Genomic DNA, 25,655 nt, shown 5'->3' with positions numbered 1-25,655 from the left:
GCCGTTAAAAGAAAAAATTAGAATTATTATTTTTTAACGTAATTGATATGCTAGCTAACTAATTATGGAGTGAATAAGACTAAATGTGGAAATGGCTCAAAGAAAGAAGCTCGACTAATTTGTGCAGCTGATCAATTTTTCAAAAAAATCAGAATTTAGAAAATCTTTTGCTAATATTATATAGATATTGGCTCCTCCAACAGGACTTGAACCTGTGACATACGGATTAACAGTCCGCCGTTCTACCGACTGAACTATGGAGGAACCGAAATGTAGCGCGCATATTATAGATTTAATGACGCTATGTCAATAGTAAAATGCTTTTTTGTGTTAATTACCTCCTTTTAGAATAATTCAAGTGTTAGGATGGTCTTGAATAAGTGGTTTTGTCTAAGTAACTGTTGTGGGTGAGATCCTAATTCTTGTTGTGGAATAATCTGATTTAGATCGCGATAATAATCGACCCAATAAGATAAAATTTCATTTGTCGTTAAATCTTTAAAATTCATTGGATATAATGCAAAATAATCATTACCTTGCTCAGTTTTAAAGGCATAAGTAATTAGCTCGCTGCAATAAAACCCATCTGCATTGGGATGAAAGCTGTGATTGTAAGGTGAGCCTAAACATTTCTTTACCCGCCTTAATGCATTTTGAATAATAACTAAATCATGGATTCTACCAATGATGTTATGCTTAGCTGTACAAATAAAATTAGTCAATGACTGTTCAATCACGCCATAGCTTTGCGTTGCTTCAATAACAGTATTATTTCCAATATATAAACCAACATGATTAATGCTTTTGGTTATTTCATCTATATTTGGCACTGCACCTGAAAGGCTTACAGCGCCATTAAAAGCATTATTTTTTTTAAGGCTTTGGAAGATAATATCTCCACATTGGAGATTATTGTTTTTTTGCACGATAGCGCCATAGCGAAAACATTACACAAGTTGCAATAATAAATTTAAGCGCATCAACACCAACAAATGGGAAATAACCCACTTTTAAAGCATCAATAAGTGTAATGTTTAAATAGCCCATTAAATAGACGACACCAAATACAAATAACAATTGGTGTGCACAAGCGAATGCAATTAAGCCTAAAATAAAGTGACGATCATACCCTTTTTCTGCTGCAAAACCTGCTAAATAGGCGCTAAATACATAACCATACAAGTAACCCGAAGAAGGCGATGCTAGTGCCATAATCCCTCCGCTACCATTAGCGAATAGAGGTAGTCCCATGGCGCCTAAAAAAAGGTATTGAATTATTGCTAATGCGCCTAGTTTACGACCTAAAAAAGCACCAATTAACAATACTGCCAATGATTGTAATGTAAATGGAACAGGGTAAGTAGGAATGCTAATATTAGCGGCTAATCCTAAAAGTAATGCTGCACTGGTAGTGACCAATAATTTACGTTGCCAAGAAGATAAATTTACCAGTGTCGTGATAAATGTTGGATAATACGAAGTCAGTTGTTGTTTCATTATTTTCTACCTTTTATATAAATAGTAGAACTATAATAGCGTAATTGTTTCAGTTGTAAATATTTTTATTGAAAAATGGTTTACATCTGAAAGTGAAAAATAGGCTTTTTTAATTATCACGCTTTAAAATAAAGAGTGTGATAATTAAAGACAATGTGTTACTTAAACTAAGTAAGGATTACTAACTCGTTCATGACCAAAACTTGACATTGGTCCGTGACCTGGTACAAAAATAAAGTTATCTCCAAGTGGTAATAATTTATTCGTGATTGATGAAATTAAATCGGCATGGTTGCCTCGTGGAAAATCAGTTCTTCCTATGCTACTTTTAAATAATACATCGCCGACAAAAGCCAGCTTATCCAAGTGGTTAATAAAAACAATATGTCCAGGCGTGTGACCTGGGCAAAAAAGGACATCAAGGCTAATATTACCAACTTGAATCTGCTCGCCTTCTTTTAACCAACGATCAGGCAAAAAGCTATCAGTATAAGGAAAACCGAATTGTGTACTTTGTTGTGGCAAACTTGTTAATAAAAATTCGTCTTCTTGGCTTGGTCCAATAATCTTCACATCATAATGTTTAGCCAACATAGTTGCAGCACCAACATGATCCAAATGCCCATGGGTTAATAAAATCTGCTTAATATTAACGCCTAGTTTTTCAACTGCTTTTATAAGCAGTTCGGGTTCGCCTCCGGGATCAATAAATGCACCTTCCATGGTTTCATCACACCAAATAATGCTACAATTTTCTTGAAAAGTGGTAACTGGGATGATTTGGTATTGGAACATAGATTTATCTCCTTGTTTTTTGGTGATGAGTAATTAGATTTTGTCCATCTTGTTTTTTTAGTTGTGCGAAAATGAAGCCGGATAGCACCGTAACCACGCCAAGTATAACAAATGTTAATTGAAATGCGTGAAGCGTACTAGCTGAGTTACTAATCAATCGTAGTAAAACAGCTCCAAAACCAGTACCAAAACTGATTGCTAATTGCTGATTTACTGCCATTAAACTATTACCACTACTTGTATTATCATTTTCTAAGTTAGCTAAGGTTATGCTATTCATGGCAGTATATTGCATAGAATTGATGCCACCAATACAAAATAGCAATAAGCTAATGAGGATGAGAGGCGTTGATAAATTTAACAGAGACATTAAAAAAATCATTACACCCGCTAAAATTGTATTAGTAACGAGTACGAAACGATAACCTAAACGCGCTAAAATATGTGGAATAAATATTCGGGTACAAAGTGAAGCAATAGCCATTGGCACTAGCATCAAACCAGCAAAGATAGCTGAGTAGCCAAATCCTACTTGTAATAATAACGGAATTAGAAAAGGCACTCCTGATATCCCTAATCGGCAAGCGAGATTGCCAATAATACCGATTTTGAACGTTCGAATCTTAAAAAGTGATAATGGGAATAAAGGGTTGAGTTTCTTTCTTGCATGCTCACGATAAATCAATAAAAAAAGTAGGCTGATTATTGCAAGTAGTAATGGAAGCAAATATGTCTGATTTTGGCTTAAAATCTCAACACTTAATGTGGCACTTATAAAGCTAATAACGATAAAAATAAAACCGAATAGGTCAAAAGGCATACGTTGACCTTTTAAATTAGGCATATATTTCCAACTGATTATCACGCCTAAAATACCAATAGGTAAATTAATAAAAAATACCCAATGCCAACTGACCATATCAACCAAATATCCCCCCAATACTGGTCCTAAAACAGGACCAATTAAGCCTGGAATTGTGGCCGTATTTAAAGCAGATAAAAAATCACTACGTTTAAAAGATTTTATTAATACTAAACGTGATATAGGTACCATCATCGAGCCACCAACACCTTGAATAACTCGAGATACATCTAAAAAAATCAATGAATTAGATAAAGCACAAAGTAAGGATCCTAGTGTAAATAGTGAAACGGCCATAACAAAAATATTTCTTGTGCCAAATTTATCTGACAAAAAACCACTAACAGGAATAAATAATGCAAGAGTCAAAGCATAACTTATCACGGCTGATTGCATATTTAATGGGGACTCATTAAGATCATTAGCCATAGTGGGGAGTGCTGTGTTTAATATCGAGGTATCAAGTGATTGCATAAAGAATGCAAATGCCGCAATCCACGGTAATATACGATATACAAAGGGTGGTAACTGTAATTCGCTATTCATTTTAATCTAGCCTGAAATTAATTTAAATGCAGGGTAAGCACTAAAAATTAAGCTATCCTACTTAGGTTGTGTTTGATAGAAGCTATAATAAATACTATTTTACAATATTATTTATCAATTATTGGTTTTTTCTTATTTTTACAGCGTTACCTTACCAGTAGTTAGCATAGAGCAAGCCACAAACACTGCGCCAAACTGAAAACACGTCAGCAGTTAGATCCGATAAAAACAGATATAATAAATTTTCTATGAGGTTAATAAAACAATTCTGTAATGATTGTAGAATTATATTAATTTTTTGTTTTTTTTATATTATTAATTCTGCTAAATAGCATTAAGGTGTTTGTTAAAATTGTATTAAGTATGTAATCTGGTGGCTCATTGCGTAATTGTGTTAAGATCTTAAAAACCTCAGTAATGTATTCAGGACGGTTTGGTTGACCTTGACGCCCACTTAGTGGCATATCGGGTGCATCTGTTTCAAGCACTAGACTGTCAAGCGGTAATTGAGCAATTGTATTGCGAGTTTTATTCGCACGTTCATAACTAATTACGCCACCTACACCAATATAATAACCCAGCTTAACAAATTGCATGGCTTGTTGATAACTACCTGAAAAACCATGTATTACACCTCGACAAGGTAAGTTGGCCTTGTGTAATTCGCGGTACATAATATCGTGCGCTTTGCGTGAATGTATTAAAACGGGTAAATCAAACTGTTTGGCAAGTGTTAATTGCGACCTAAAAAATAATAATTGTTGTTGCCAATCGATACTTAAACCGTAGCGATCGAGCCCGATTTCTCCAATGGCAACTAATTTTTTAGGTTTTGTTTTAACACTATTGGTTAATAGTTCTAAATCAGCCATAGTATGTTGGTAGATAGGATGTAATCCCAAAGCGGCATAAAGTTCATGGTAATTATTCGTAAGTTGTAAAACAGTATCAAAATAGTTAGCACTAACTGTGGGTATAATTAACCCAACAATACCCGCTTGGCGAATCTTATTTATTGAATCAACCAAAAATTCAGTAAAAGGCGGAAAATCAAAATGACAATGTGTATCAATAAACATAATGCCTCTTATTCTACTGTTGTTTGATGTAATAAAATTGGTAATAAAAATCGCTCAGCGGTAAATATAATTTGTTCAATCAGTGTATCGGTTAACTCAGGATAAAGACGAGTATAATAACTGTCACACTCGGCGGATTGGTTAAATCCGCCTTGCCATGAATTTAAAAGTCGATTGATAGCTCTTTCACTAGCGATAATCTGACCTGTTTTCTTGTCATAAGCTGCAATTAGCCAACTCCACGAACTTTTTAATGGCATTAATAATGGTTCATTGATACCCTGCAAATAGCCTTCAACTAAATTAGTTAATATAGTTAAGGCTAGATCTGCATTTAAATGTGAAAATCGCCATTCATTATCTTCCCGACCATACATACGACTTTGACTGTCAATTTTATCAGGATTTAAAATGCAATAAACCAAATGATCAATCCACAACGAAATACCATTGCGAATCGAAAGCTTTGATGGTCGCCATGTCAATATACCATCGTCTTGAATGTGAGTTAACCAACCTTGTAATTGGTAATGTTGATCATTGGATGAAATGGTTAAATTAACTTCTTGTGTTGTCATATCCAAGCGTTCTTGGCAGATTTTATTAGCTAATGATTGCATTGTTTCATTTTGCTCATGGTAAATAATCTGACCAAATGCACCGTCAGGTAAGTCACCAGTTAGTGCTAAGCGTTGATATAAATCATCTGATTGTTGAGGATCTTTGGCAATAAGTTGATTTAAAATCTGCAAATTCAATTGGTAACGCTGTAAACTATCAAGATTAAAGTTCTCCGCATCTGGTAACGTATCGTCAAGATAGTTAAGATAAAAATTAAAACGCTTTTGTAAAAATAGTCTAATTGGATGTTGGTAAAATCGTTTTAATTCATCAAGACTGATATTATCGACACTGATAGCGGGTATTTTACTAATAAAGTCTTGCTCTTTTCCTTGTTGTAATGCAGCTGGTAACCATTCATCGGCATAACTTTTTGGATTTTGTAAAAAGTTTAGGGGATTAAATGGTGTGCGTGTATGGTTTATCCGTAAAAAATCTAAGTTGTTATTAATGTTATCAACCTGGTTTACAGGAATGTTATAATATTGAGCAATATATTCCCAAAGTTCATCAACGAGTATTGACGGATAACGTTCACTATTATCTTTTATATCTCGACCAATATAGCTAATATAAAGCAGGTTTTGCGCCGATAAAATGGCTTCTAAAAAAAGGTAGCGATCATCATTACGACGGCTACGATCGCCTCGCCTTGGATGATGGGCAATAAGATCAAAATCAAGTGGTAGTGATGTTCTTGGATAATCGCCATCATTCATACCTAATAAACAAACAACTTTAAATGGAATAGAGCGCATTGGCATCATAGTACAAAAGTTTATTTTACCGATTAAAAAACGGTGTACTAAATGATTTTGTTCTAAGCGTGATTGCATAGCATCATGCAAAATAGTGATAGAGATATTATCCGTATAATTGGCCACCATCCCACTATTAATCAATTTTTGCCACTCTTCTTCGAGCATTAACAAAATAGATTCACGCTGTGGATTACTCGCAAAAAAATCATTCATTAATTCAAAGACACAACTTTGCCATTCAATTAATGGTTTTTCTTCACTTAAGATTGCTAACCATTTGCTCACAACACTAACAAACTCAGCTAACTTACCAATTAATTCGGCATCTAAACCTGTTGCACCATCATATGGTAATATTTGTTGCCAAGCTCCTTGCTCACTGCTCATCGTATAACCAAGCAATAAGCGCTCTAAGCCAAATAACCAGCTATGCGTACTTTCAAGCCCAAAACGAATACCCGATTCAATAATCCAAGTTCGTAAAAGAGTTAACTGTGATTCATTAATGGCAAACTTTTCAGCAATAGCTGGAATTTCTAACAAATTAAATAGCTCTTCTGACGTAAATCTACTGTACGGAAAGTTTAAAATAGCGAAGAATCCTTGCACAATAGGATCAATATTCCGTGCTTTTTGGTCAGAAATGGTAAAAGGTAAATAACGTTGGCCAGTTGCATTACCAAAAACAGCGCGAATATAAGGTACGTAACGGTCTATATCTGAAACCATTACAATACAATCACGTAATTCAAGCTCAGAGTTGGCATCAAAAATGGACAACAGATAATCATATAATACTTCAACTTCACGTAGTTCACTATGGCAAGCATGAAATGAAATCGATTGATCCGCAGGTAAAATTTGTTTATTACAAGAATCACTTTGATAAAGTTCCAAAATATCTTGTTGAATTGCATGTAACAGGCAAAAGCGATCTTGATCAACAAAGGCTTCAATATCTTGCTTATGGCTAACGTCTTGTAGTAAAAATAGATTATCTCGACCTAATTTTCCCCACGATGTTAATAGCGGATTGGGAATTTTATCAGGCGTACTTTGTAAATCTGATAATTGCTTTTCAATAATATCTCCCCAATACCATTTACAGGGGTTATTAAACATCAAATGAACATCAATATGTTTTCCAAGAGCCGCAAGCAATGATAAATAAATAGGAGGGAGTGAAGATATACCGAAAATAAAAACACGCTTTGGTAAGTGCTTTAATTGCGTACGATCCAATCTATCATCTTGTAAAATTTTAAGCATTTGTTGATAAATATTTGCTCGATGATAAGGTTGGCTAATTGATATAAGTTTACGCCACAACTCCGCTTGCCACGTTTCATCAGAATGATGATTTAACTCAGCTACTGTTTGATTAGCTTCCCATCTTACTAACCAATCGGAGCGATAAACTAAATATTGGTCAAATAAACGGGCAATACGTGTTGCCAGTTGATATAGTTTTCTATCTGTTTTGTCAACATTCAAATAAAACTTGAGTGAACTAAATTCTTTTTGTTCAATAAGCTGTGGAAGCAGATAATACAAGCGCCAACTCATTGTTTCAACACTATAATTATTTTCAATTGGTGCATTAGGTAACAAGACTTGATAAAGTTGCCAAATAAATTGTGTAGGAAAAGGGAAATTAATATTTGCAGAAATGCCTATTTCATCAGCCAACGCAATTTGCAACCATTGTGCCATACCTTGGCTTTGTACAATCACCATATCCGATGTAAATACATCTTCTAATGGCTGTCTTTGCATCAATTCACTCACTAATGATTTAAGAAGCTCGATTTGATTTGAATGATAAATAGTAAACATAGCAACATTAATTACGATAAAATTATCTAAAATTATCTCTAATACTCATGAATAAATCTAGTGACTCTTATTTTAAATAAAAAAGTATAGCTCATATTAATAGTATCGAAGAATTTATGTTTGATTTGTAATAGTTAAGTAACAAACAAGACCAACTATTTATTAATTTTAATAATAGTTCATTTGAATTAAAAAAGGCTACAAAACAAACTTTGTAGCCCGGTAATTTTTCTGCTCTTGAAAAACAGTCGATTATTGACCAATACGGCGTGTTAATTCGATAACGCGAATTTTTGCCAAGGCTTTAGATAATTCGGCAGACGCTTGTGCAAATGACATATCATCGCTTGGGTGATTAATATGTTCTTGTGCTTGTCTTACTGCTTCTTGTGCTCTTGCTTCATCTAAATCTTCACCACGAATTGCAGTATCTGCCAAGATAGTTACGATGTTAGGTTGTACTTCTAAGATGCCACCAGATAGATAGATAAACTCTTCTTCACCATCCGCTTTCACAATGCCGACCATGCCTGGTTTTATGGTTGTGAGTAAAGGGGTATGGCCAGGATAAATCCCAAGTTCACCTTCCTTACCTGTGACTCTGATTCGCTGAACATCACCCGAAAACAGGTGAGATTCAGCACTAACAACTTCTAATTGATAGGAAGTTAGTGCCATAATACGATCTCCATTAATACGATCTTCGTTCAATGAATCTCTTAGAGAGATTTTGCCTTCTCAATCGCTTCATCAATTGAACCAACCATATAGAATGCTTGTTCAGGGATATGGTCATAATCACCATTCATGATTCCTTTAAATGCACTGATCGTATCTTTTAAAGGTACATATTTTCCTGGTGAACCAGTAAATACTTCTGCAACAAAGAATGGTTGAGATAAGAAGCGCTGAATTTTACGTGCACGAGCAACAATCAATTTATCATCTTCAGATAACTCATCCATACCAAGAATAGCAATAATATCTTTTAATTCTTGGTAGCGTTGTAGAATTGACTGAACACCACGGGCACAATCATAGTGCTCTTGACCAACAACTAAAGGATCTAATTGACGACTAGTTGAATCTAATGGATCCACTGCCGGATAGATACCTAAAGAAGCAATTTGTCGACTTAATACGATTGTCGCATCTAAGTGAGCAAAGGTTGTTGCTGGTGATGGGTCAGTCAAGTCATCTGCTGGCACATACACCGCTTGGATTGAAGTAATCGAACCAGTCTTAGTTGAAGTAATACGTTCTTGTAGTAACCCCATTTCTTCAGCTAATGTTGGTTGATAACCTACTGCCGATGGCATACGACCTAATAACGCTGATACTTCGGTACCAGCTAAGGTATAACGATAAATATTATCGATGAATAATAAAACATCTTTACCTTCGTCACGGAATTTTTCAGCCATAGTCAAACCAGTTAACGCAACACGTAAACGGTTTCCTGGTGGCTCATTCATTTGGCCGTAAACTAATGATACTTTATCAAGCACGTTTGATTCTTTCATTTCGTGGTAAAAGTCATTGCCTTCACGAGTGCGTTCACCCACACCAGTAAACACTGAGTAACCTGAGTGTTCAATAGCGATATTACGGATCAACTCCATCATATTAACGGTTTTACCTACACCAGCACCACCAAATAGACCAACTTTACCACCTTTAGCAAATGGACAAATTAGGTCGATAACTTTAATACCTGTTTCAAGTAATTCAGTTGAGTTTGCAAGCTCTTCATAGGTTGGGGCAGCACGGTGAATCGCCCAACGTTCTTCTTCACCAATAGGACCTGCTTTATCAACAGGTTCACCAAGCACGTTCATAATACGCCCTAGCGTTTTAGTACCTACAGGTACTTCAATACCGTGACCAGTGTTTACAACTTTAAGCCCTCGTCTTAAGCCATCAGATGATCCCATTGCAATACAACAAACAACACCACCACCTAATTGTTGCTGAACTTCCAGAACTAATTTCTCGGTGCCAGTTTCCACTTCTAATGCATCATATACCTTTGGTACTGCATCTTCTGGGAATTCGACATCAACCACCGCACCGATGATCTGGACAATCTTTCCAGTAGCCATTTTTATTCCTCTACGTCTTTTTCTTAACTATAAGCCAATATATTTAGCATTAACCAGAAACAGCGGCTGCACCAGATACAATATCAATCAACTCATTGGTAATTGCACCTTGACGTGCTTTGTTATACACAATTTGTAATTCATTGATTAAGTTTGCACCGTTATCGGTTGCCGCTTTCATAGCCACCATTCTTGCTGCTTGTTCACTCGCTAGATTTTCAACCACAGCTTGATAAACTTGTGATTCAATATAGCGACGTAAAATTACATCTAATAGTGATTTAGCATCCGGCTCATAAATATAATCCCATGATGAAGCATTAAGTTTTTTATCTTCTGAATGTGGTAATGGTAATAACTGCTGTATTGTTGGCTTTTGTGACATGGTATTAATAAATCTATTGGTAACAATATATAATCTATCAATTTTTCCGTTGTCATATGCTTCAAGCATTGTTTTTACTGGACCAATTAAATCAGATAAATTTGGTTCGTCCCCTAAGTTAGTTACTTGAGTTAAGATGTTCGTTTTTACAGATGAAAAGAATGAAACACCTCGAGAACCAATTAAAGCCACATCAGTTTCAACACCCTCTTCCTGCCATGTTGACATATCAGCAACGACAGTTTTAAAAAGATTAATATTTAAACCACCACATAAACCACGATCGGTTGAAATAATAAGATAGCCAACTCTTTTCACATCTCTTTCTTCTAAATAAGAATGTCTGGTTCCTATCTGAGCTAACGCTAAATGTCCAATTACTTCACGAATCATTTCAGCATATGGTCGACTAGCAGCCATTCTATCTTGCGTTTTACGCATTTTAGAATTAGCAACCATTTCCATTGCTTTAGTGATTTTTTGCGTACTTTGGATACTGGCAATTTTTGTTCTAATCTCTTTTGCATTAGCCATTTTCTACCTCACCCTTACCATGTTTGAGTTGATTTAAAGCTTTCAAGTAATTCTTTTAGCTTAGTTTCAATCTCATCATTGTAATTGCCAGTTTCATCGATTAATTTGATAAAATCAGCATATTGACTATGAGCATAAGCAAGTAGTGCTGTTTCAAACGGTAATACTTTAGCCAATTCTACATCTTCAAGGTAACCTCGCTCAGCAGCATAAAGTACAATAGATTGCTCAGCAACAGTCATAGGTGAGTATTGTTTTTGTTTTAACAATTCTGTTACTTTTTCGCCGTGACTTAATTGGTTTCTTGTTGCTTCATCTAAATCTGATGCAAACTGAGAAAACGCAGCTAATTCACGATACTGAGCAAGCGCAGTACGAATACCACCTGATAATTTTTTCATTATCTTAGTTTGTGCTGCACCACCTACACGTGAAACCGAAATACCAGGGTTAACCGCAGGGCGGATACCTGAATTAAATAGGCTAGTTTCAAGGAAAATCTGACCATCAGTAATCGAAATTACGTTAGTTGGTACGAATGCTGAAACGTCACCAGCCTGCGTTTCAATAATTGGTAATGCTGTTAATGAGCCAGTTTTCCCTTTAACTTCACCTTTAGTGTACTCTTCAACATAGGTCTCATTAACACGAGCTGCACGTTCAAGTAAACGAGAATGAAGATAAAATACATCGCCAGGATAAGCTTCACGTCCAGGTGGGCGACGAAGTAATAACGAAATTTGGCGATAAGCAACAGCTTGTTTAGATAAATCATCATAAACAATTAACGCATCTTGACCACGGTCACGGAAGTACTCACCCATTGCACAACCAGCATAGGGTGCTAAGTATTGTAGTGCAGCTGATTCAGACGCTGATGCCACAACCACAATCGTGTTTTTAAGTGCCCCATGCTCTTCAAGTTTGCGTACAACATTGGCAATGGTCGATTGTTTTTGACCAATGGCGACATAGATACATTTTACACCTGAATCACGTTGGTTGATAATTGCATCGACAGCAAGTGCTGTTTTACCCGTTTGGCGGTCACCAATGATAAGTTCACGCTGACCACGTCCAATTGGAATCATTGAGTCAACGGCTTTATAACCAGTTTGTAATGCTTGGTCAACAGATTTTCGTTCGATAACACCAGGGGCAACGACTTCAACTGGTGAAAAGCCATCATGCTGAATCGAACCCTTACCATCAATTGGCTCACCTAATGTGTTAATAACACGACCTAATAAACCTTCGCCGACTGGAACTTGTAAAATACGACCAGTACATTGCACTTTCATTCCTTCAGACAAATCTTCGTATGGTCCCATGACCACTGCACCGACTGAATCTCTTTCAAGATTTAATGCCATTGCATATCGGCCCCCTGGTAATGCAATCATTTCGCCTTGCATTACATCGGTTAATCCGTAAATTCGAAGAATACCATCACTTACAGATATGATAGTTCCTTCATTGTGAGCATCACTCACAATATTGAACTGAGCTATTCGCTCTTTAATTAGTTCACTTATTTCAGTTGAATTTAGCTGCATTATCAGTCCCCTTAAGACTGTAGAGCGTCATTTAAACGATTTAAACGCCCTCTGATACTACTATCAATAACCATATCGCCCGTACGAATAATAAAACCAGAAATGAGCGATTTATCTATATAACATTTTAGTTTTACTTTTCGTGATAAACGTTTTTCGACAGCGACAGAAATTTTATTAAGTTGTTCATTGGTTAGCTCATTGGCAGAAATAACATCAACATCTGCTTGGGCCTCTTTTTCTAAACAATATTGCTCAAACAAAATTAATACTTCGGGAAGAAGCGATAACCGTTTGTTTTCAGCCATAATCCTAATAAAGTTAGTGCTAAACTCATCTAACACATCTTTACAGATGTTGATGAGTAAGTTAGCCACTGAATCAGCTTTCATGTCAGATGTTAAAACACTTCTTATTTGAGCATCTTTGCTCACTTTAGATGCTAACACTAACATTTTATGCCATGATTCGATGTTATTTTTTTCTATCGCAAATTCGAAAGCGGCTTTAGCATAAGGGCGAGCAATCGTAATTAAGTCAGCCATTGCTCTATTCTCCTTATAGTTCAGCTACGAGTTTATCAATGATGTCGCTATTTGCGGCTTCATTAACAGAACGTTCAATAATTTTTTCTGCACCAGCAATAGCGAGTGTAGCGACTTGCTGTTTAAGCTCTTCTCTTGCTCGTTTGCGTTCAGCTTCTACTTCGGCAAGCCCTTGAGCAACAATTCGTTCTTTTTCGCGAGAAGCTTCTTGCTTTGCTTCTTCAAGAATGATTGCTTTGCGTTTATTCGCTTGCTCAATAATTGCATTAGCCTCAACCTTAGCCTGTTGCATTATGTCAGATGTATTTGCTTTGGCTAATTCCAAATCTTTTTTTGCTGTTTCTGCTGAAGCAAGTCCTTCGGCTATCTCTTTTTGGCGTTTTTCAATCGCGCCAATAACAGGAGGCCAAACAAACTTCATACAGAACCAAACAAACAATACAAATGTAATTGCTTGGCCGAGGAGAGTTGCGTTCATATTCATGACACGATTCCTCTTAAATTTTTATTAACCTGCAACAGCAAAGATAACGTAAAGTGCAATACCTACACAGATCATTGGGATTGCATCAACTAATCCCATAACGATGAAAAATTGGGTTCGTAACATAGGTATTAATTCTGGTTGGCGAGCGGCGCCTTCTAAAAATTTACCACCTAGAATACCAATACCAATTGCACCACCAACAGCAGCTAACCCCATCATTATGCCTGCGGCTACATATAAAATTTCCATTATATACTCCAGTTAACTATAAAAAATATTGAAATTAATGTTCTTCCGTCGCCGATGCCATTGCTAAATAGACAATCGTCAACACCATAAAAATAAATGCTTGTAATGTAATAATTAAAATATGGAAGATAGCCCAAGGTAATGATAATACCCACTGTGACCACCATGGTATCAATGCAGCAATTAGAATGAAAATAAGTTCACCTGCATACATATTACCGAAAAGTCGAAGTCCTAAAGATAACGGTTTAGCTAAAAGACCAACTAATTCAAGTACAAGGTTTACTGGCGCAAAGGCCCAATGATTAAATGGATGAAGTGTGTAATCTTTAATAAACCCTGAAATCCCTTTGTACTTGATAGAATAAATGATAATTAAGAAAAAAACACCTAAAGCCATTGACATGGTAATGCTGACATCAGCTGTTGGTACTACTCTTAAATGAGAAAGACCCAAGTATTGACTCGCATAAGGTAGAAAATCAACGGGTATAAGATCCATTAAGTTCATTAAGAAGATCCAGATAAACACTGTTAAAGCTAAAGGCGCAATAAGTTTATTTTGCCCTGTAAACATGTCTTTTACTGTATTATTAACAAACTCGAAAATCATTTCAACAGCGCATTGCAATTTACTTGGAACACCACTGGTGGCTTTCTTTGCAACGCAACGGAAAATCCATAGAAAAATAACACCAAGTATTATTGAAAAAAATAATGAATCAAGATTAAATGTCCAAAATCCTGACCCCACTTGTAAATTTTCAAGATGGTGTTTTATATAAGCCTGCGGTGAAGCTGGAGAGGAGACTGCCATATAACCTTCTTACCTATTCTTAAATATAAAAATATTACTTATGTTTTATACCTTTAAAAGGTATAAACAATCGCTGTAATAACCATAAGCTTCTATTTTAAACCCAAATCCCTATAGTAAGTCAACCTTTGATTAACTAAATTAAGAATTTAGACACTTTTTACTAATTTTTTGTTAAGAGTACATAACTTACCCCATTACGTTATGAAAAAAAAGTCCATTAATCACTCAATGAGCTGATAGAAATATATCCTTTTTTAAGCTTTAACAGCAGTAGCGATAAATTCAGCTAATTTTTGTACTTCAAGTTCATCGATACCTTCAACCATAACACGTATAAGAGGCTCTGTTCCCGATTTACGGATTAAAACGCGCCCCTGGTTACCTAATTGTTTTTCTGCTTGTTCAATAGCTGATTTTACCGTTGGTTTAATCAAAGGATCATCTTTTGCTGAAAATCGCACATTAATTAATATTTGAGGCAGCATGGTCATGCCACTGCATAAATCAGCTAAAGACATATCATTACGGATCATAGCGGTTAAAACTTGTAAACCAGCTATAATGCCATCACCGGTTGTGGTTTTATCTAATAATAATACATGACCAGAATTTTCAGCACCTAAGCGCCAATTTTTTTCAATTAATTTTTCAAGGACATAACGATCACCAACGTTTGATCTAACAAATGGAATACCAAGATTTTTAAGTGCTATTTCAAGCCCCATATTGCTCATCAACGTTCCGACGACACCACCTTTTAATTGTCCTTGTCTTAATGCTTCTCGTGCAATGATATAAATAATTAAATCACCATCAATTTTTCTCCCTTTGTGGTCAACCATAATGATGCGATCTCCATCACCATCTAAGGCGAAACCTAAATCTGCTTTTTCATCAATAACACATTTAGCAAGAGCTCTTATATCAGTAGCACCACAATTTTCATTAATATTTACACCATCAGGTTCGCAACCAATTTTAATGACTTTTGCGCCAAGCTCTCGTAATACTTTTGGCGCAATATGATAGGTAGCACCATTTGCACAATCAACAACTATTTTAAGCCCTGCTAAACTTAAATCGTGATTAAAAGTACTTTTACAAAATTCGATATAACGACCTGCTGCATCGGTTATGCGACTTGCTCGTCCAAGTTGTTTAGATTCGACGCAGTCAATCTCTTTTTCAAGCTGAGCTTCGATTTCTAATTCAATGGCATCATCAAGTTTTTTCCCTTCCGTTGAAAAAAATTTAATACCATTATCATAAAAAGGATTGTGTGATGCAGAAATAACAACGCCGGCATCAGCCCTAAATGTTCGCGTTAAATAAGCGATAGCAGGAGTCGGCATTGGTCCAGTAAAGGCGGCGGCAACACCAGCTGAAGCAAAACCTGCCTCTAGTGCTGATTCAAGCATATAGCCAGAAATACGGGTATCTTTACCGATTAATACTTTTTTTACACCATCTTTAGCAAGAACTCGTCCAGCTGCCCAACCTAATTTGAGCGCAAAGTCAGGCGTAATAGGATACTGCCCAACTTTACCTCTAATTCCATCTGTACCAAAATATTTTCGATTAGACATTTTTTTCCTCATACTCAGACCTACTTTTTAGGCAGCTCTTATCAATAATTAGTTTTTTTCATTATCCTTCAAAAAAATTTCATACGAATTATTCACGATTATCATTAGCCAATTTCAATAAAGCTTGGCTTTCTTTTATAAAATGCTTGGCATAATTACCAAACCATTTGGAAACTTCATTAAAATTATCAACAAATTTAGCTTTATCGCGCTCTTCAATAACCTCAACCATTTTTCCAAAGCAATCATAATAACGTTTGATTAATTCGATATTATCATCTGATGCCATAATGATATCGGCATACAGCTCAGGATCTTGAGCAAACAATCGCCCAATCATCATCAGCTCAAGTCGATAAATAGGAGAAGAAAGTGCGATCAATTGCTCTAAATCAGCTTGTTCTCGTTGTAAATTGACACCATATGAGAACGAAGTGAAATGACGTAATGCTTGGATGAACGACATACATTTGTCATGTTCTTTAGCATCAATTGCACATAAATTAGCACCCCAAATTCGCATTTGCTCAATTAACCATTGATATTTGGCGGGATCACGCCCTTGGCAATAAACAATAATTTGTTTTGCTAAATTCGGAACATCCGGACCAAACATTGGATGTAAACCAACGACAGGACCTTGATGCTTATCAAGCATTTCTTGGAGAGGTTTAGCCTTTATGGATGTAAAATCCGTTAAAATACAATCTTTGGGTAATGGCGGTAGTTGTTTAATAATTTCACAAGTTTTGTTAATAGGTACCGTCATGATAACTGCCGCTGCATCAGTAACCACTTCGGCTGCTTGATGCATCGTTTTTGAACCTAATGTTTTAACTTGATACCCAGATAAGGTAAATAAACGAGCAAACAATCGCCCCATTTGCCCATCACCACCAACAATCACTATTGCTCCTTGACCACTATAGACTTTTTTAAAACCTTTATCATTTTCGCTAATATAAGATTCACGCATCAAACGACGTAAAATATCTTCCATTAAAGCAGGAGAAACACCTTGCTCTTTAGCCTCTTGCCGTCTTTTAGCTAGCATATCGGCTTCGCGTTGAGGATCATAGATGGGAATACCGTACTTGCTTTTTACTTCGCCAACTTCGGCAACTAACGCTAATCGTTTTATAATTAAAGATAAAATAGATTGATCAACTTCATCAATTTTATCGCGTAAGGCAAGTAGTTCCTTAAACATATTGGATAGTTCCTTATTATCACAAAGAGTTGTTTTTCTGTAATAGCTTAACAGTATAACGTATTTTTGGTACGATGCGTATTTAGAACATCAAATACAAGACAATAAATCAACATGAATGTTATCTCATTTAATATTAACAGCCTTCGTGCCCGAATTCACCAATTAGCAGCTATTATTGATAAATACCAGCCTGATGTAATTGGTTTACAAGAAACGAAAGTCCATAACAACCAGTTTCCTATTGCTGAGCTTGAACCATTTGGTTATTACCTAAACTACCATGGGCAAAAAGGACATTACGGAGTTGCTTTACTAACAAAGCAAAAACCTCTGTCGGTACAATGCGGTTTTCCAACCGATGGGGATGAAGCACAATGCCGTTTAATTATGGCCGAATTACCTACTAGTAAAGGGAATTTAACCGTAATTAATGGTTATTTTCCGCAAGGTGAAAGTTTACATCATGAAACTAAATACCCAGCTAAACGTAAATTTTATCAAGATCTGAATAATTATTTACAAGAATATCAATTAAATAATCAATTAACTTTAATTATGGGGGATATGAACATCAGTCCAACTGATTTAGATATTGGTATTTCAGAAGAAAGCCGTAAACGTTGGCTTCGTACAGGTAAATGTTCATTTTTGCCGCAAGAGCGTGAATGGATCAACAATTTAATGTCACTTGGCTTTATTGATACTTACCGTAACGAACATCCAACAAAGCAAGAATATTCATGGTTCGATTACCGCTCAAAAGGGTTTGAAACAGATACTGGTCTTAGGATTGATTTAATTTTAGCTAGTCAAAAATTGCTAGCACACTGTCAACAAACAGGGATTGATTATGCTATTCGAGCAATGGAAAAACCCTCTGACCATGCTCCAATTTGGGCTAAATTTGATTTAGTATAAATCTGTATCATCGCAATAAGGGATCATCACATGCAAAACAGCTCGGTTTTATCGGTCAAAGATCTTAATCAAATCGTTAAAGATTTACTGTCTGATGCAATTGGACAGATCTGGTTAGTGGGCGAAGTTTCTAACTTTTCACGTCCATCATCAGGTCATTGGTATTTTTCGTTAAAAGACGATAGCGCACAAGTTCGTTGTGCGATGTTTCGCAACAGTAATTTTCGGGTAGGTTTTGCTCCACAAAATGGACAACAGGTTTTAGTTAGAGCAACAGTAACCTTGTACGAAGCTCGTGGTGAATATCAACTGGTTATTGATAAAATTCAGCCAGCAGGTGCCGGGCTATTACAACAAAAATTTGAACAGTTAAAAAAACGGCTTTCTGATGAGGGAATGTTTGATGCTATTTACAAAAAGCCACTCCCTAAAAATATTCGCACAGTTGGAATTATCACTTCATCAACAGGTGCGGCATTACATGATATTTGTCAGATATTAAAACGCCGAGATCCGAGTTTGCATTTAATTATTTACCCAACGCAAGTACAAGGTATCGAAGCAGCCGAGCAAATTGCTAAAATGATTCACATTGCCAACATTCGTCAAGAATGTGACATCTTAATAGTTGGTCGGGGTGGGGGGTCGATTGAAGATTTATGGTCATTTAATGAAGAAGTGGTGGCAAGAGCTATTTTTGCAAGTCAATTACCTATTGTCAGTGCCATTGGGCATGAAATTGATTTTACGATTGCCGATTTTGTGGCTGATGTAAGAGCAGCAACGCCATCTGCGGCAGCAGAGCTTGTTAGCCAAGATAGCTTAGAACAAGAGAAACGTTTGCAGACTCAAGAACAGCATTTATCCATGGCAATGGATTATTATTTAATGCAGTGTCGAGAAAAACTCAATAAATGGCGACATCAATTGCAAACTCAACATCCACAAACAAAGCTAGAAAAACAATTGAGTCAACTCTTAACTTATCGCCATTCATTATCTAAAAATATTCAGCAATATTTGATCAGACTGTCAAATCGCTATAATGCACTTGATAAACGATTATTACGAGTATCTCCACAAAATAATATTGTTTATCTAGGGCAAGTTACATGGCAAAAAAAACAGCAACTAATCAATTTAATTAAACAAAGGTTAACAATATCACAACATCAATTTATTTTACAAACCTCTCAACTTAATAATGTTAGTCCTCTAGCTACACTTGAACGAGGTTATTCAGTTACCACGAACCAAGACAACACAGTAGTTCGTCGCTCTGAGCAAGTTGCTATTGGTGACATTATCGTAACAAGGCTGAAAAAAGGTAAACTTATTAGTCAAATTACAAAAATTAACGAATAAAATAATTATATTTAAAGATTATAGATAAACCTATTTTACTAATCTTTAGTATCATTTTTGCAATTCTGGTAATCGCTAGTATATAATCTAAACAATAGACAATTATTATATTATTCAGAGAATTTATGCATTATTCAATCGATATTGATTTAGGCACCACAAACAATTAATTTGTGTTTATCAAGATGAATCCTTGTCTCTAATTAATATTTTCATGGTATGTGTTTATGATACTCGGCTTAATTCACCGCATAATGCTTCAAGATTTTCTTTATTATTGAGTGTTTCCCAAAATTCAAATCCAATCGACTAACCAGTAAAATAGTTATCCACGATTAATAAAAATATTGAGAACCAACAGCAATTCTTAAGAAAATCCATAGTGTTTTTTATTCGGTAATATATTTATTGGTAATACCAATACTTAACACATATCCTATACGCACATAACCCCAGTTACGAAGCCACTATAGCCACATACATAAAAAGTTTGTTCAACTAATTCTAGTAACACTTTTTGATGATTATCTTGTATTTATACCTGTCTAATTCAGTAAATCGACAATACATTAGATAATATCTAGAGAGCATGTCCATCAGCAATCATATCAAAGGCGCATGCCTCTCAAGAATCAATTCCCTAGCTTGCGCCATTGGTGCAGATAAACCATAAAGCCAATAAATAAAATCTTGATCCATACTTAAACTAATAAACACAACTATATTGTTTAATATAAGAAGATAGCATATTGTAGTTGTAAAGAGAAATTGTGCCATTATTTTCTAAGCTATTTATTTTGGTAGAAATTAAATTATTATCATTAAAATAACAATAAAATTATTTTGCAAATTACTTTCCCCAAGGCATAATGAAATGTAATTCTATCTTTGTCTACATATTGCTTAGCCATAAATTGAAGGAGTTATAATGAAAAAATTTGCCTTAACAGTAATTTTAATGTCAAGTGCATTAATGTTACAAGGCTGTGTTGCAGCAGTAATTGGTGCTGGTGCCACAGCCACAGCAAAGGTTGCTAGCGATCCTCGAACAGCTGGAACACAAGTTGACGATACGACACTTAATTCCAAAATTGGTATGAAACTAAAAGATAATGCCTCAGAATTTGTTGGTTCACGGATTTCAACAAGTGTTTATGACAGCAATGTCCTTTTAACTGGTCAAGGAAATAATGAGCAAAGTATGAAGGCTGAAAGTCTAGTCGCTGAAGTAGACGGTATAAAAAAAATATTTAATCAAATCCGTATTGGAAAAATTATTGGTGCGGGCACAATCACAAATGACACATGGATAACAACAAAAGTTAAATCGCAACTTATACTAAATGCAGATACGAAAGCAAGAAAAATCAAAGTAGTTACCGAAAACAGTGAAGTTTTTTTAATGGGCATCGTCACGCAAGAAGAAGGTAGGGTTGCCGCTGAAGTTGCAAGCAAAGTCAGCGGTGTTAAAAAAGTAATAATGCTATTTACTTATCCAGAAGATTAATTATTATACTATAGATTGAATGCGCTCGATTAATTTCACCAACCCATGCAATCGTGATTGGCTGAGTTCAGCTGTTATTTTAAATTCATTTAATATGGATTGAAAATTGATTGAGAGAATTTCTTTGGCAGTTTTATTATTAGCAATAATCACTAAAATTGCCATTAAACCTTTTACAATTCGCCCCTCACTATCACCACTAAAAACATAGGTATTATCTGTCTGTTTTTGATAAGTCAACCAAACTCGGTTTTCACAGCCATTGACTTGATTTTGCGCTGTCTTTTGCTCTTCAGGAAAATCAGGCAATTGCTTTGCTAACATCACTAACTGTCGATAACGATCTTGCCAATTATGTTGCTTTGCGAATAATTCGGTTAAGTTTTGCTGTGATAGCATAATATTGACCTATTTACGGTTAACTGTTTGTAAAAAAGTTTCAGGAAACTATACGTTTCAGTATAAAATTACTCTAATATTTCAATTGCATTTTGCAATACTGAAATAAGTTTATCCACATCTTGCTGATTATTATATGGCATCAATGAAACACGAACCACTCCGTGGCATCCTAATTTATTCATCAAAGGCTGTGCACAAAGCTGACCAGTACGGATGGCAATATTTTGTTCACTTAACAAAATAGCAATATCATTATGATAAATATTATTGATATTAAAAGTGATTATCGAGCTATCATCCACACTATAAAATTGAATACCTGCAAATTGGTTTAGTTTTGATTTTGCGTAATAAGCTAGCTGTTTTGTGTAGTTTTCTGTTTGCTTATTATCCCAACTTTTTAACCACTCAAGTACGGCATCAAAACCAACAATACCTGCAATATTAGGTGTGCCAGCTTCAAATTTATAAGGAATATCTTCTTGAATAAAATCATCAAACGAAGCGCTTTTTAGCATTTTACCACCACCATGCCAAACCGACATGTGCTCAAGTAATGCCTTTTTACCATATAAAACGCCAAGCCCCGTTGGACCATACAATTTATGGGCAGAAAAGACATAAAAATCGATATCTAACTGGTTAACATTAATTGCATGATGAACAACACCTTGCGCACCATCCACCACTAAAACAGCATCATATTGATGAACAATACAACTAATTGCAGACAAATCAGGACAAAAACCTGTTACATTTGACATTTGGGTGATTGCAACAATTTTCGTCTTCTCTGACATTAACGACGATAATTCATTAACATCGGACGACCATTTTATGACTTTAGCCCTTGTTTGCTTAGCCACAATCAACCAAGGTAATAAATTACTATGATGCTCTAATTCACTCACAATAATTTCATCACCAGGTTGTAACAACGAGCGGGCATAGCTTTGTGTAATTAAATTAATTGACTCGGTTGCACCCCGTGTCCAGATAATTTCAGCACTACTATTAGCATGAATTAAATCAGCAACATTTTGTCTAGCCTTATCAATTGTTGCAGTTACTTGCAAAGCATCTTGGTGTAAACTGCGTTTTGCTGTCGCTGTGTTTTGAGCATAATACGCCAGTGTTGCATCGACCAAGGCTTGCGGTTTAAGTGCTGTTGCTGCCGAATCAAGATATACGCTATCATGACTAAGCGCAGAAAAATTTTCCCGAAACTGTTCAGGCAGAAAATGCTTATTGGGTAAGTTCAAGTCCAGCAATCCCATTCCAGTAACCATTACAATCTCGGTTATGTTCAATTTGCAGTGGATTTAATCCATCTTCGTTAGCTTTGAACAGCTTAATAATATCAAGTGTTTCAATACCAAGCGGTGAAATTCTAATAATATCGACCAATTCTTTCATCTCTTTTAAATTATTTCCCAAATTGTAACAATAACCGCTTTGAGTCTGAATGCCGTTTAACACAAATACTTTCTGTTGTTCTTGCGAAAACACCTCACGTCCAACAGGATACTTAATACAACAAGTTTCGCATTTATCTTTAGGCTTATCTTCCGATCTTGCAGTGAAACAGCGAGCGGAATAAGCCAAAGGTAAATAACCATAGCTGAAGACTTCAATTTCAAAATTTCGTGCGATATTTAAACTCTCAAGCTGTTTAAGAACATTGCTCAACCAATCACGAGAAAGCTCAACCGGCATACACCAGCGAACCATACCTTGTTTTTGTAATAATTTTAAAGTTAAAGCGTTATAACAGTTAATAGCTGGGCCAGCAACAAACGGCAACTTATGTTCTTGTGCAATGTTAATTGCCGCCAAATCGTTGGCTTCAACCAAAAAATCACCATTATTTATTAATTGCCGCAACTCATTAAGTTCCGATGGAGCCTCAAGCAAAGCCAATGTTGACAGCACAACTTGCTTGCCTGATTTTGCGATCTCTTTTGCCAGCTCAAGCCAATTAGCGACTTTCATTTCACGACGTTTAGTACAAACGGTTTCACCCATATAAATAATATCCGCCTGACTCTCTTTAGCAGAGTAATAAAAAGCTTCTGTTTCAGTTTTAGGCCAATAATAAAGCACTGGTCCTAATGCGTATTTCATGGTTTTGCTCACTATATTTATGTTAGATCTTTTTCAATGATTTACCTTGATGCTGTTAGCACATTATCTATAGCTAACTCACCTTATTGCCATTTACGATGATAAGCGCCTAATGTTGTTTGTGTGCCTTCTGACACCGAACCTAGCGTATCTATCCAACGTTGTTCTGCTTGGAACGATTGCGGATTGGCTTTATAGCGATCGATAGCTTGTCTCCATACTTTTGTCACTTGCTCGACATAAGCTGGGCTACGCTGACGACCTTCTATTTTAACCGATGCGATATTTGCGGCAAACAGTTCAGGCAATAGCTCAATGGTATTTAAACTTGTTGGCTCCTCGATCGGATGATAAAGCTCATCTCCAACAAAATAACGACCTTTACATAGTGTTGGATAGCCTGCATTTTCGCCTTTCTTATGACAATCAATTAACACATTATTCAATCTTGATTCCAGTCCTTTCTCTGTTTCCTCCCAACGAACAAATTTGGCAGGCGAACAAGCGCCAACAGTATTAGGTGATTCGCCAGTTAAGTAAGATGACAAATAACATCGACCTTCCGCCATAATACACAAACTACCAAAAGCAAACACTTCAAGCGGAACGGGTGAAACTTGTGATAACTGTTTAACTTGATGCATCGAAAGTACACGCGGTAAAACAATGCGATGTACCTGAAAATTATTATAGTAAAACTTAATTGACTCCTCATTGGTCGATGAAGCTTGCACAGAAACATGGCGCTCGATATTAGGATACTTTTCAGCAGCATAATCTAGGATAGCTAAATCAGCAATAATAAGGGCATCAGCACCAATATTGGCTGCTATATCTACCGCATGTTGCCACCGATGAAAATTATTAGGATGTGCGAAAGTATTAATCGCAATATGAAGTTTTTTACCCCGTTTATGCACATAATCAGAAGCTTCGATCAATCGTTTTTCATTAAAATTTAAACCAGCAAAATGCCGAGCATTGGTATCATCCTTTAAACCAATATAAACAGCGTCAGCTCCGTTATCAATAGCAATTTTAAGTGATGGCAATGAACCAGCAGGACAAAGAAGTTCCATATTTATTCCTAATTTACAATCAGTATTTTATACATTGTGTATTATGCAATAATTTACCGTGTAATGCGAATAGAAAGCCGTGATAATGCTAAAAAATGAATAAGAAAATTTCTATTATATAGCACAATAAAAATAAAAAAGAACTTAAATATGAAAATGTAGAATATTAATTGTATTCATATAAAAAACAGCAAGAGTGGAATAGAATTAAACAATTATTCCATACATATATAGCTAACTCAACTATTTATAAATGAGGAAAAAAGTGAATGGACTAAAAACTTCAGATATTAACTAATAAAAATAACTAAAGTAGTTTGAAAAGATTCTACTAAATGAATTTTGAAATCTAATCTTTATAAAACTCTATTTTCAATAAGATGTTGCAATGTTTAGAGTGCAACCGTAAACCTTTAAAACGATTAATGAAATATATGACTTTAATGGTGAGGTCTAAGAAATAGAAATTGCATGTACTTATGTAAAGGAATAAAGTCTTTTAGTGTCTGATATTTTTCATGAGGCGAAAATTGAGTGACAACATTAAACGGTTTATTAAAAGCTATTAATGTTTTCATTATATTCCTATACTGATTTTATCATATTACACATTAAATAAATTCTATTTAACATACATTTATATAATTTATTTAATAGACGTAAAAAAGCCCAGCATCTCTGCTGGGCTCTCTATAATTTAAAAAGTCTGGCGGCACCCTACTCTCACATGGGTAATACCCACACTACCATCGGCACTACGGCGTTTCACTTCTGAGTTCGGCATGG

23 protein-coding genes, 1 tRNA gene, 1 rRNA gene and 1 pseudogene are annotated in these 25,655 nt (G+C 35.5%); 3 read left to right on the top strand and 23 right to left on the bottom strand.

Going from position 1 to position 25,655, the window contains the following annotated elements; genetic code table 11:
- Window positions 1–188: 188 nt before the first annotated feature.
- The 17 genes from A9G48_RS00165 to tyrA form a co-directional block, all read right to left on the bottom strand.
- Window positions 189–264 (bottom strand) — tRNA-Asn (locus A9G48_RS00165).
- Window positions 265–344: 80 nt separating this feature from the next.
- The gene (locus A9G48_RS00160; RefSeq protein ID WP_034947809.1) at window positions 345–926 is read right to left on the bottom strand and encodes a YiiX/YebB-like N1pC/P60 family cysteine hydrolase; all 582 of its coding nucleotides are present in this window, start codon (window positions 924–926) and stop codon (window positions 345–347) included.
- Window positions 910–1,497 (bottom strand): biotin transporter BioY, encoded by a 588-nt coding sequence (locus A9G48_RS00155; RefSeq protein WP_051825423.1) that lies wholly within the window; start codon window positions 1,495–1,497, stop codon window positions 910–912. Before A9G48_RS00155 ends, A9G48_RS00160 begins: the two co-directional genes overlap by 17 nt.
- 162 nt (window positions 1,498–1,659) lie before the next feature.
- Window positions 1,660–2,292, bottom strand: a complete 633-nt coding sequence (locus A9G48_RS00150) for an MBL fold metallo-hydrolase (RefSeq protein ID WP_065575622.1) — start codon at window positions 2,290–2,292, stop codon at window positions 1,660–1,662.
- A 4-nt stretch (window positions 2,293–2,296) separates the two neighbouring features.
- Entirely contained in the window at window positions 2,297–3,700 is a 1,404-nt protein-coding gene (locus A9G48_RS00145; protein WP_051825422.1) for a DHA2 family efflux MFS transporter permease subunit, read from the bottom strand.
- A gap of 290 nt (window positions 3,701–3,990) precedes the next feature.
- Window positions 3,991–4,779 (bottom strand): TatD family hydrolase, encoded by a 789-nt coding sequence (locus A9G48_RS00140; RefSeq protein WP_065574129.1) that lies wholly within the window; start codon window positions 4,777–4,779, stop codon window positions 3,991–3,993.
- Between the two features lie 8 nt (window positions 4,780–4,787).
- Window positions 4,788–7,997, bottom strand: a complete 3,210-nt coding sequence (gene recC / locus A9G48_RS00135; RefSeq protein WP_065575621.1) for an exodeoxyribonuclease V subunit gamma — start codon at window positions 7,995–7,997, stop codon at window positions 4,788–4,790.
- A gap of 252 nt (window positions 7,998–8,249) precedes the next feature.
- Window positions 8,250–8,675, bottom strand: a complete 426-nt coding sequence (locus A9G48_RS00130; RefSeq protein WP_034948095.1) for a F0F1 ATP synthase subunit epsilon — start codon at window positions 8,673–8,675, stop codon at window positions 8,250–8,252.
- A 41-nt stretch (window positions 8,676–8,716) separates the two neighbouring features.
- Window positions 8,717–10,099, bottom strand: coding sequence for a F0F1 ATP synthase subunit beta (gene atpD / locus A9G48_RS00125; protein ID WP_034947797.1), 1,383 nt, complete (start codon window positions 10,097–10,099; stop codon window positions 8,717–8,719).
- 49 nt (window positions 10,100–10,148) lie between these two features.
- A complete protein-coding gene (atpG, locus tag A9G48_RS00120) occupies window positions 10,149–11,018 on the bottom strand; it encodes a F0F1 ATP synthase subunit gamma (RefSeq protein WP_034947795.1) in 870 nt (289 codons plus the stop codon).
- A 14-nt stretch (window positions 11,019–11,032) separates the two neighbouring features.
- Entirely contained in the window at window positions 11,033–12,574 is a 1,542-nt protein-coding gene (atpA, locus tag A9G48_RS00115) for a F0F1 ATP synthase subunit alpha (protein ID WP_034947791.1), read from the bottom strand.
- 11 nt (window positions 12,575–12,585) lie between these two features.
- Window positions 12,586–13,119, bottom strand: coding sequence for a F0F1 ATP synthase subunit delta (gene atpH, locus A9G48_RS00110; protein WP_065575620.1), 534 nt, complete (start codon window positions 13,117–13,119; stop codon window positions 12,586–12,588).
- A 13-nt stretch (window positions 13,120–13,132) separates the two neighbouring features.
- A complete protein-coding gene (gene atpF / locus A9G48_RS00105; RefSeq protein ID WP_034911222.1) occupies window positions 13,133–13,603 on the bottom strand; it encodes a F0F1 ATP synthase subunit B in 471 nt (156 codons plus the stop codon).
- Between the two features lie 24 nt (window positions 13,604–13,627).
- The gene (gene atpE, locus A9G48_RS00100) at window positions 13,628–13,855 is read right to left on the bottom strand and encodes a F0F1 ATP synthase subunit C (RefSeq protein ID WP_442903327.1); all 228 of its coding nucleotides are present in this window, start codon (window positions 13,853–13,855) and stop codon (window positions 13,628–13,630) included.
- A 34-nt stretch (window positions 13,856–13,889) separates the two neighbouring features.
- Window positions 13,890–14,672 (bottom strand): F0F1 ATP synthase subunit A, encoded by a 783-nt coding sequence (atpB, locus tag A9G48_RS00095; protein WP_034947779.1) that lies wholly within the window; start codon window positions 14,670–14,672, stop codon window positions 13,890–13,892.
- A gap of 257 nt (window positions 14,673–14,929) precedes the next feature.
- On the bottom strand, window positions 14,930–16,261 hold the full coding sequence (glmM, locus tag A9G48_RS00090; protein WP_065569297.1) for a phosphoglucosamine mutase: 1,332 nt from the start codon (window positions 16,259–16,261) through the stop codon (window positions 14,930–14,932).
- Between the two features lie 88 nt (window positions 16,262–16,349).
- Window positions 16,350–17,471, bottom strand: coding sequence for a bifunctional chorismate mutase/prephenate dehydrogenase (gene tyrA, locus A9G48_RS00085; protein WP_034947774.1), 1,122 nt, complete (start codon window positions 17,469–17,471; stop codon window positions 16,350–16,352).
- Window positions 17,472–17,585: 114 nt separating this feature from the next.
- On the opposite strand from tyrA, the gene xthA reads away from it, so the two are divergent.
- The 3 genes from xthA (at window position 17,586) to dolP (ending at window position 21,264) form a co-directional block, all read left to right on the top strand.
- Window positions 17,586–18,392: an exodeoxyribonuclease III gene (gene xthA, locus A9G48_RS00080; protein WP_034947767.1), complete on the top strand. Its 807-nt coding sequence runs from the start codon at window positions 17,586–17,588 to the stop codon at window positions 18,390–18,392.
- 30 nt (window positions 18,393–18,422) lie between these two features.
- Entirely contained in the window at window positions 18,423–19,757 is a 1,335-nt protein-coding gene (gene xseA / locus A9G48_RS00075; protein ID WP_065575618.1) for an exodeoxyribonuclease VII large subunit, read from the top strand.
- A 928-nt stretch (window positions 19,758–20,685) separates the two neighbouring features.
- The gene (gene dolP / locus A9G48_RS00070; RefSeq protein ID WP_034947761.1) at window positions 20,686–21,264 is read left to right on the top strand and encodes a division/outer membrane stress-associated lipid-binding lipoprotein; all 579 of its coding nucleotides are present in this window, start codon (window positions 20,686–20,688) and stop codon (window positions 21,262–21,264) included.
- Window positions 21,265–21,267: 3 nt separating this feature from the next.
- Here the strand turns inward: dolP and csdE are convergent, their stop codons facing one another.
- The 6 genes and pseudogenes from csdE to rrf all read right to left on the bottom strand — a co-directional run.
- Window positions 21,268–21,663, bottom strand: a complete 396-nt coding sequence (gene csdE / locus A9G48_RS00065; RefSeq protein ID WP_065574133.1) for a cysteine desulfurase sulfur acceptor subunit CsdE — start codon at window positions 21,661–21,663, stop codon at window positions 21,268–21,270.
- Window positions 21,664–21,731: 68 nt separating this feature from the next.
- Entirely contained in the window at window positions 21,732–22,943 is a 1,212-nt protein-coding gene (csdA, locus tag A9G48_RS00060) for a cysteine desulfurase CsdA (RefSeq protein WP_034947756.1), read from the bottom strand.
- Complete coding sequence (locus A9G48_RS00055) at window positions 22,912–23,790, bottom strand: U32 family peptidase (RefSeq protein WP_034947753.1); 879 nt, start codon at window positions 23,788–23,790, stop codon at window positions 22,912–22,914. The genes csdA and A9G48_RS00055 overlap by 32 nt, the downstream gene beginning before the upstream one ends.
- Window positions 23,791–23,873: 83 nt before the next feature.
- On the bottom strand, window positions 23,874–24,869 hold the full coding sequence (gene ubiU / locus A9G48_RS00050; RefSeq protein WP_034947751.1) for a ubiquinone anaerobic biosynthesis protein UbiU: 996 nt from the start codon (window positions 24,867–24,869) through the stop codon (window positions 23,874–23,876).
- A gap of 482 nt (window positions 24,870–25,351) precedes the next feature.
- Window positions 25,352–25,447, bottom strand: a pseudogene (locus A9G48_RS12035) (pseudouridine synthase); the annotation flags it as partial.
- Window positions 25,448–25,573: 126 nt separating this feature from the next.
- A 5S ribosomal RNA gene (gene rrf / locus A9G48_RS12030) occupies window positions 25,574–25,655 on the bottom strand; the annotation flags it as partial.

It is taken from the genome of Gilliamella sp. wkB18, assembly GCF_001690875.1.
Lineage (GTDB): Bacteria > Pseudomonadota > Gammaproteobacteria > Enterobacterales > Orbaceae > Gilliamella > Gilliamella apicola_A.
Note: the sequence above shows the minus strand (reverse complement) of the source record. Positions and strands in the feature narration are given on the sequence as shown.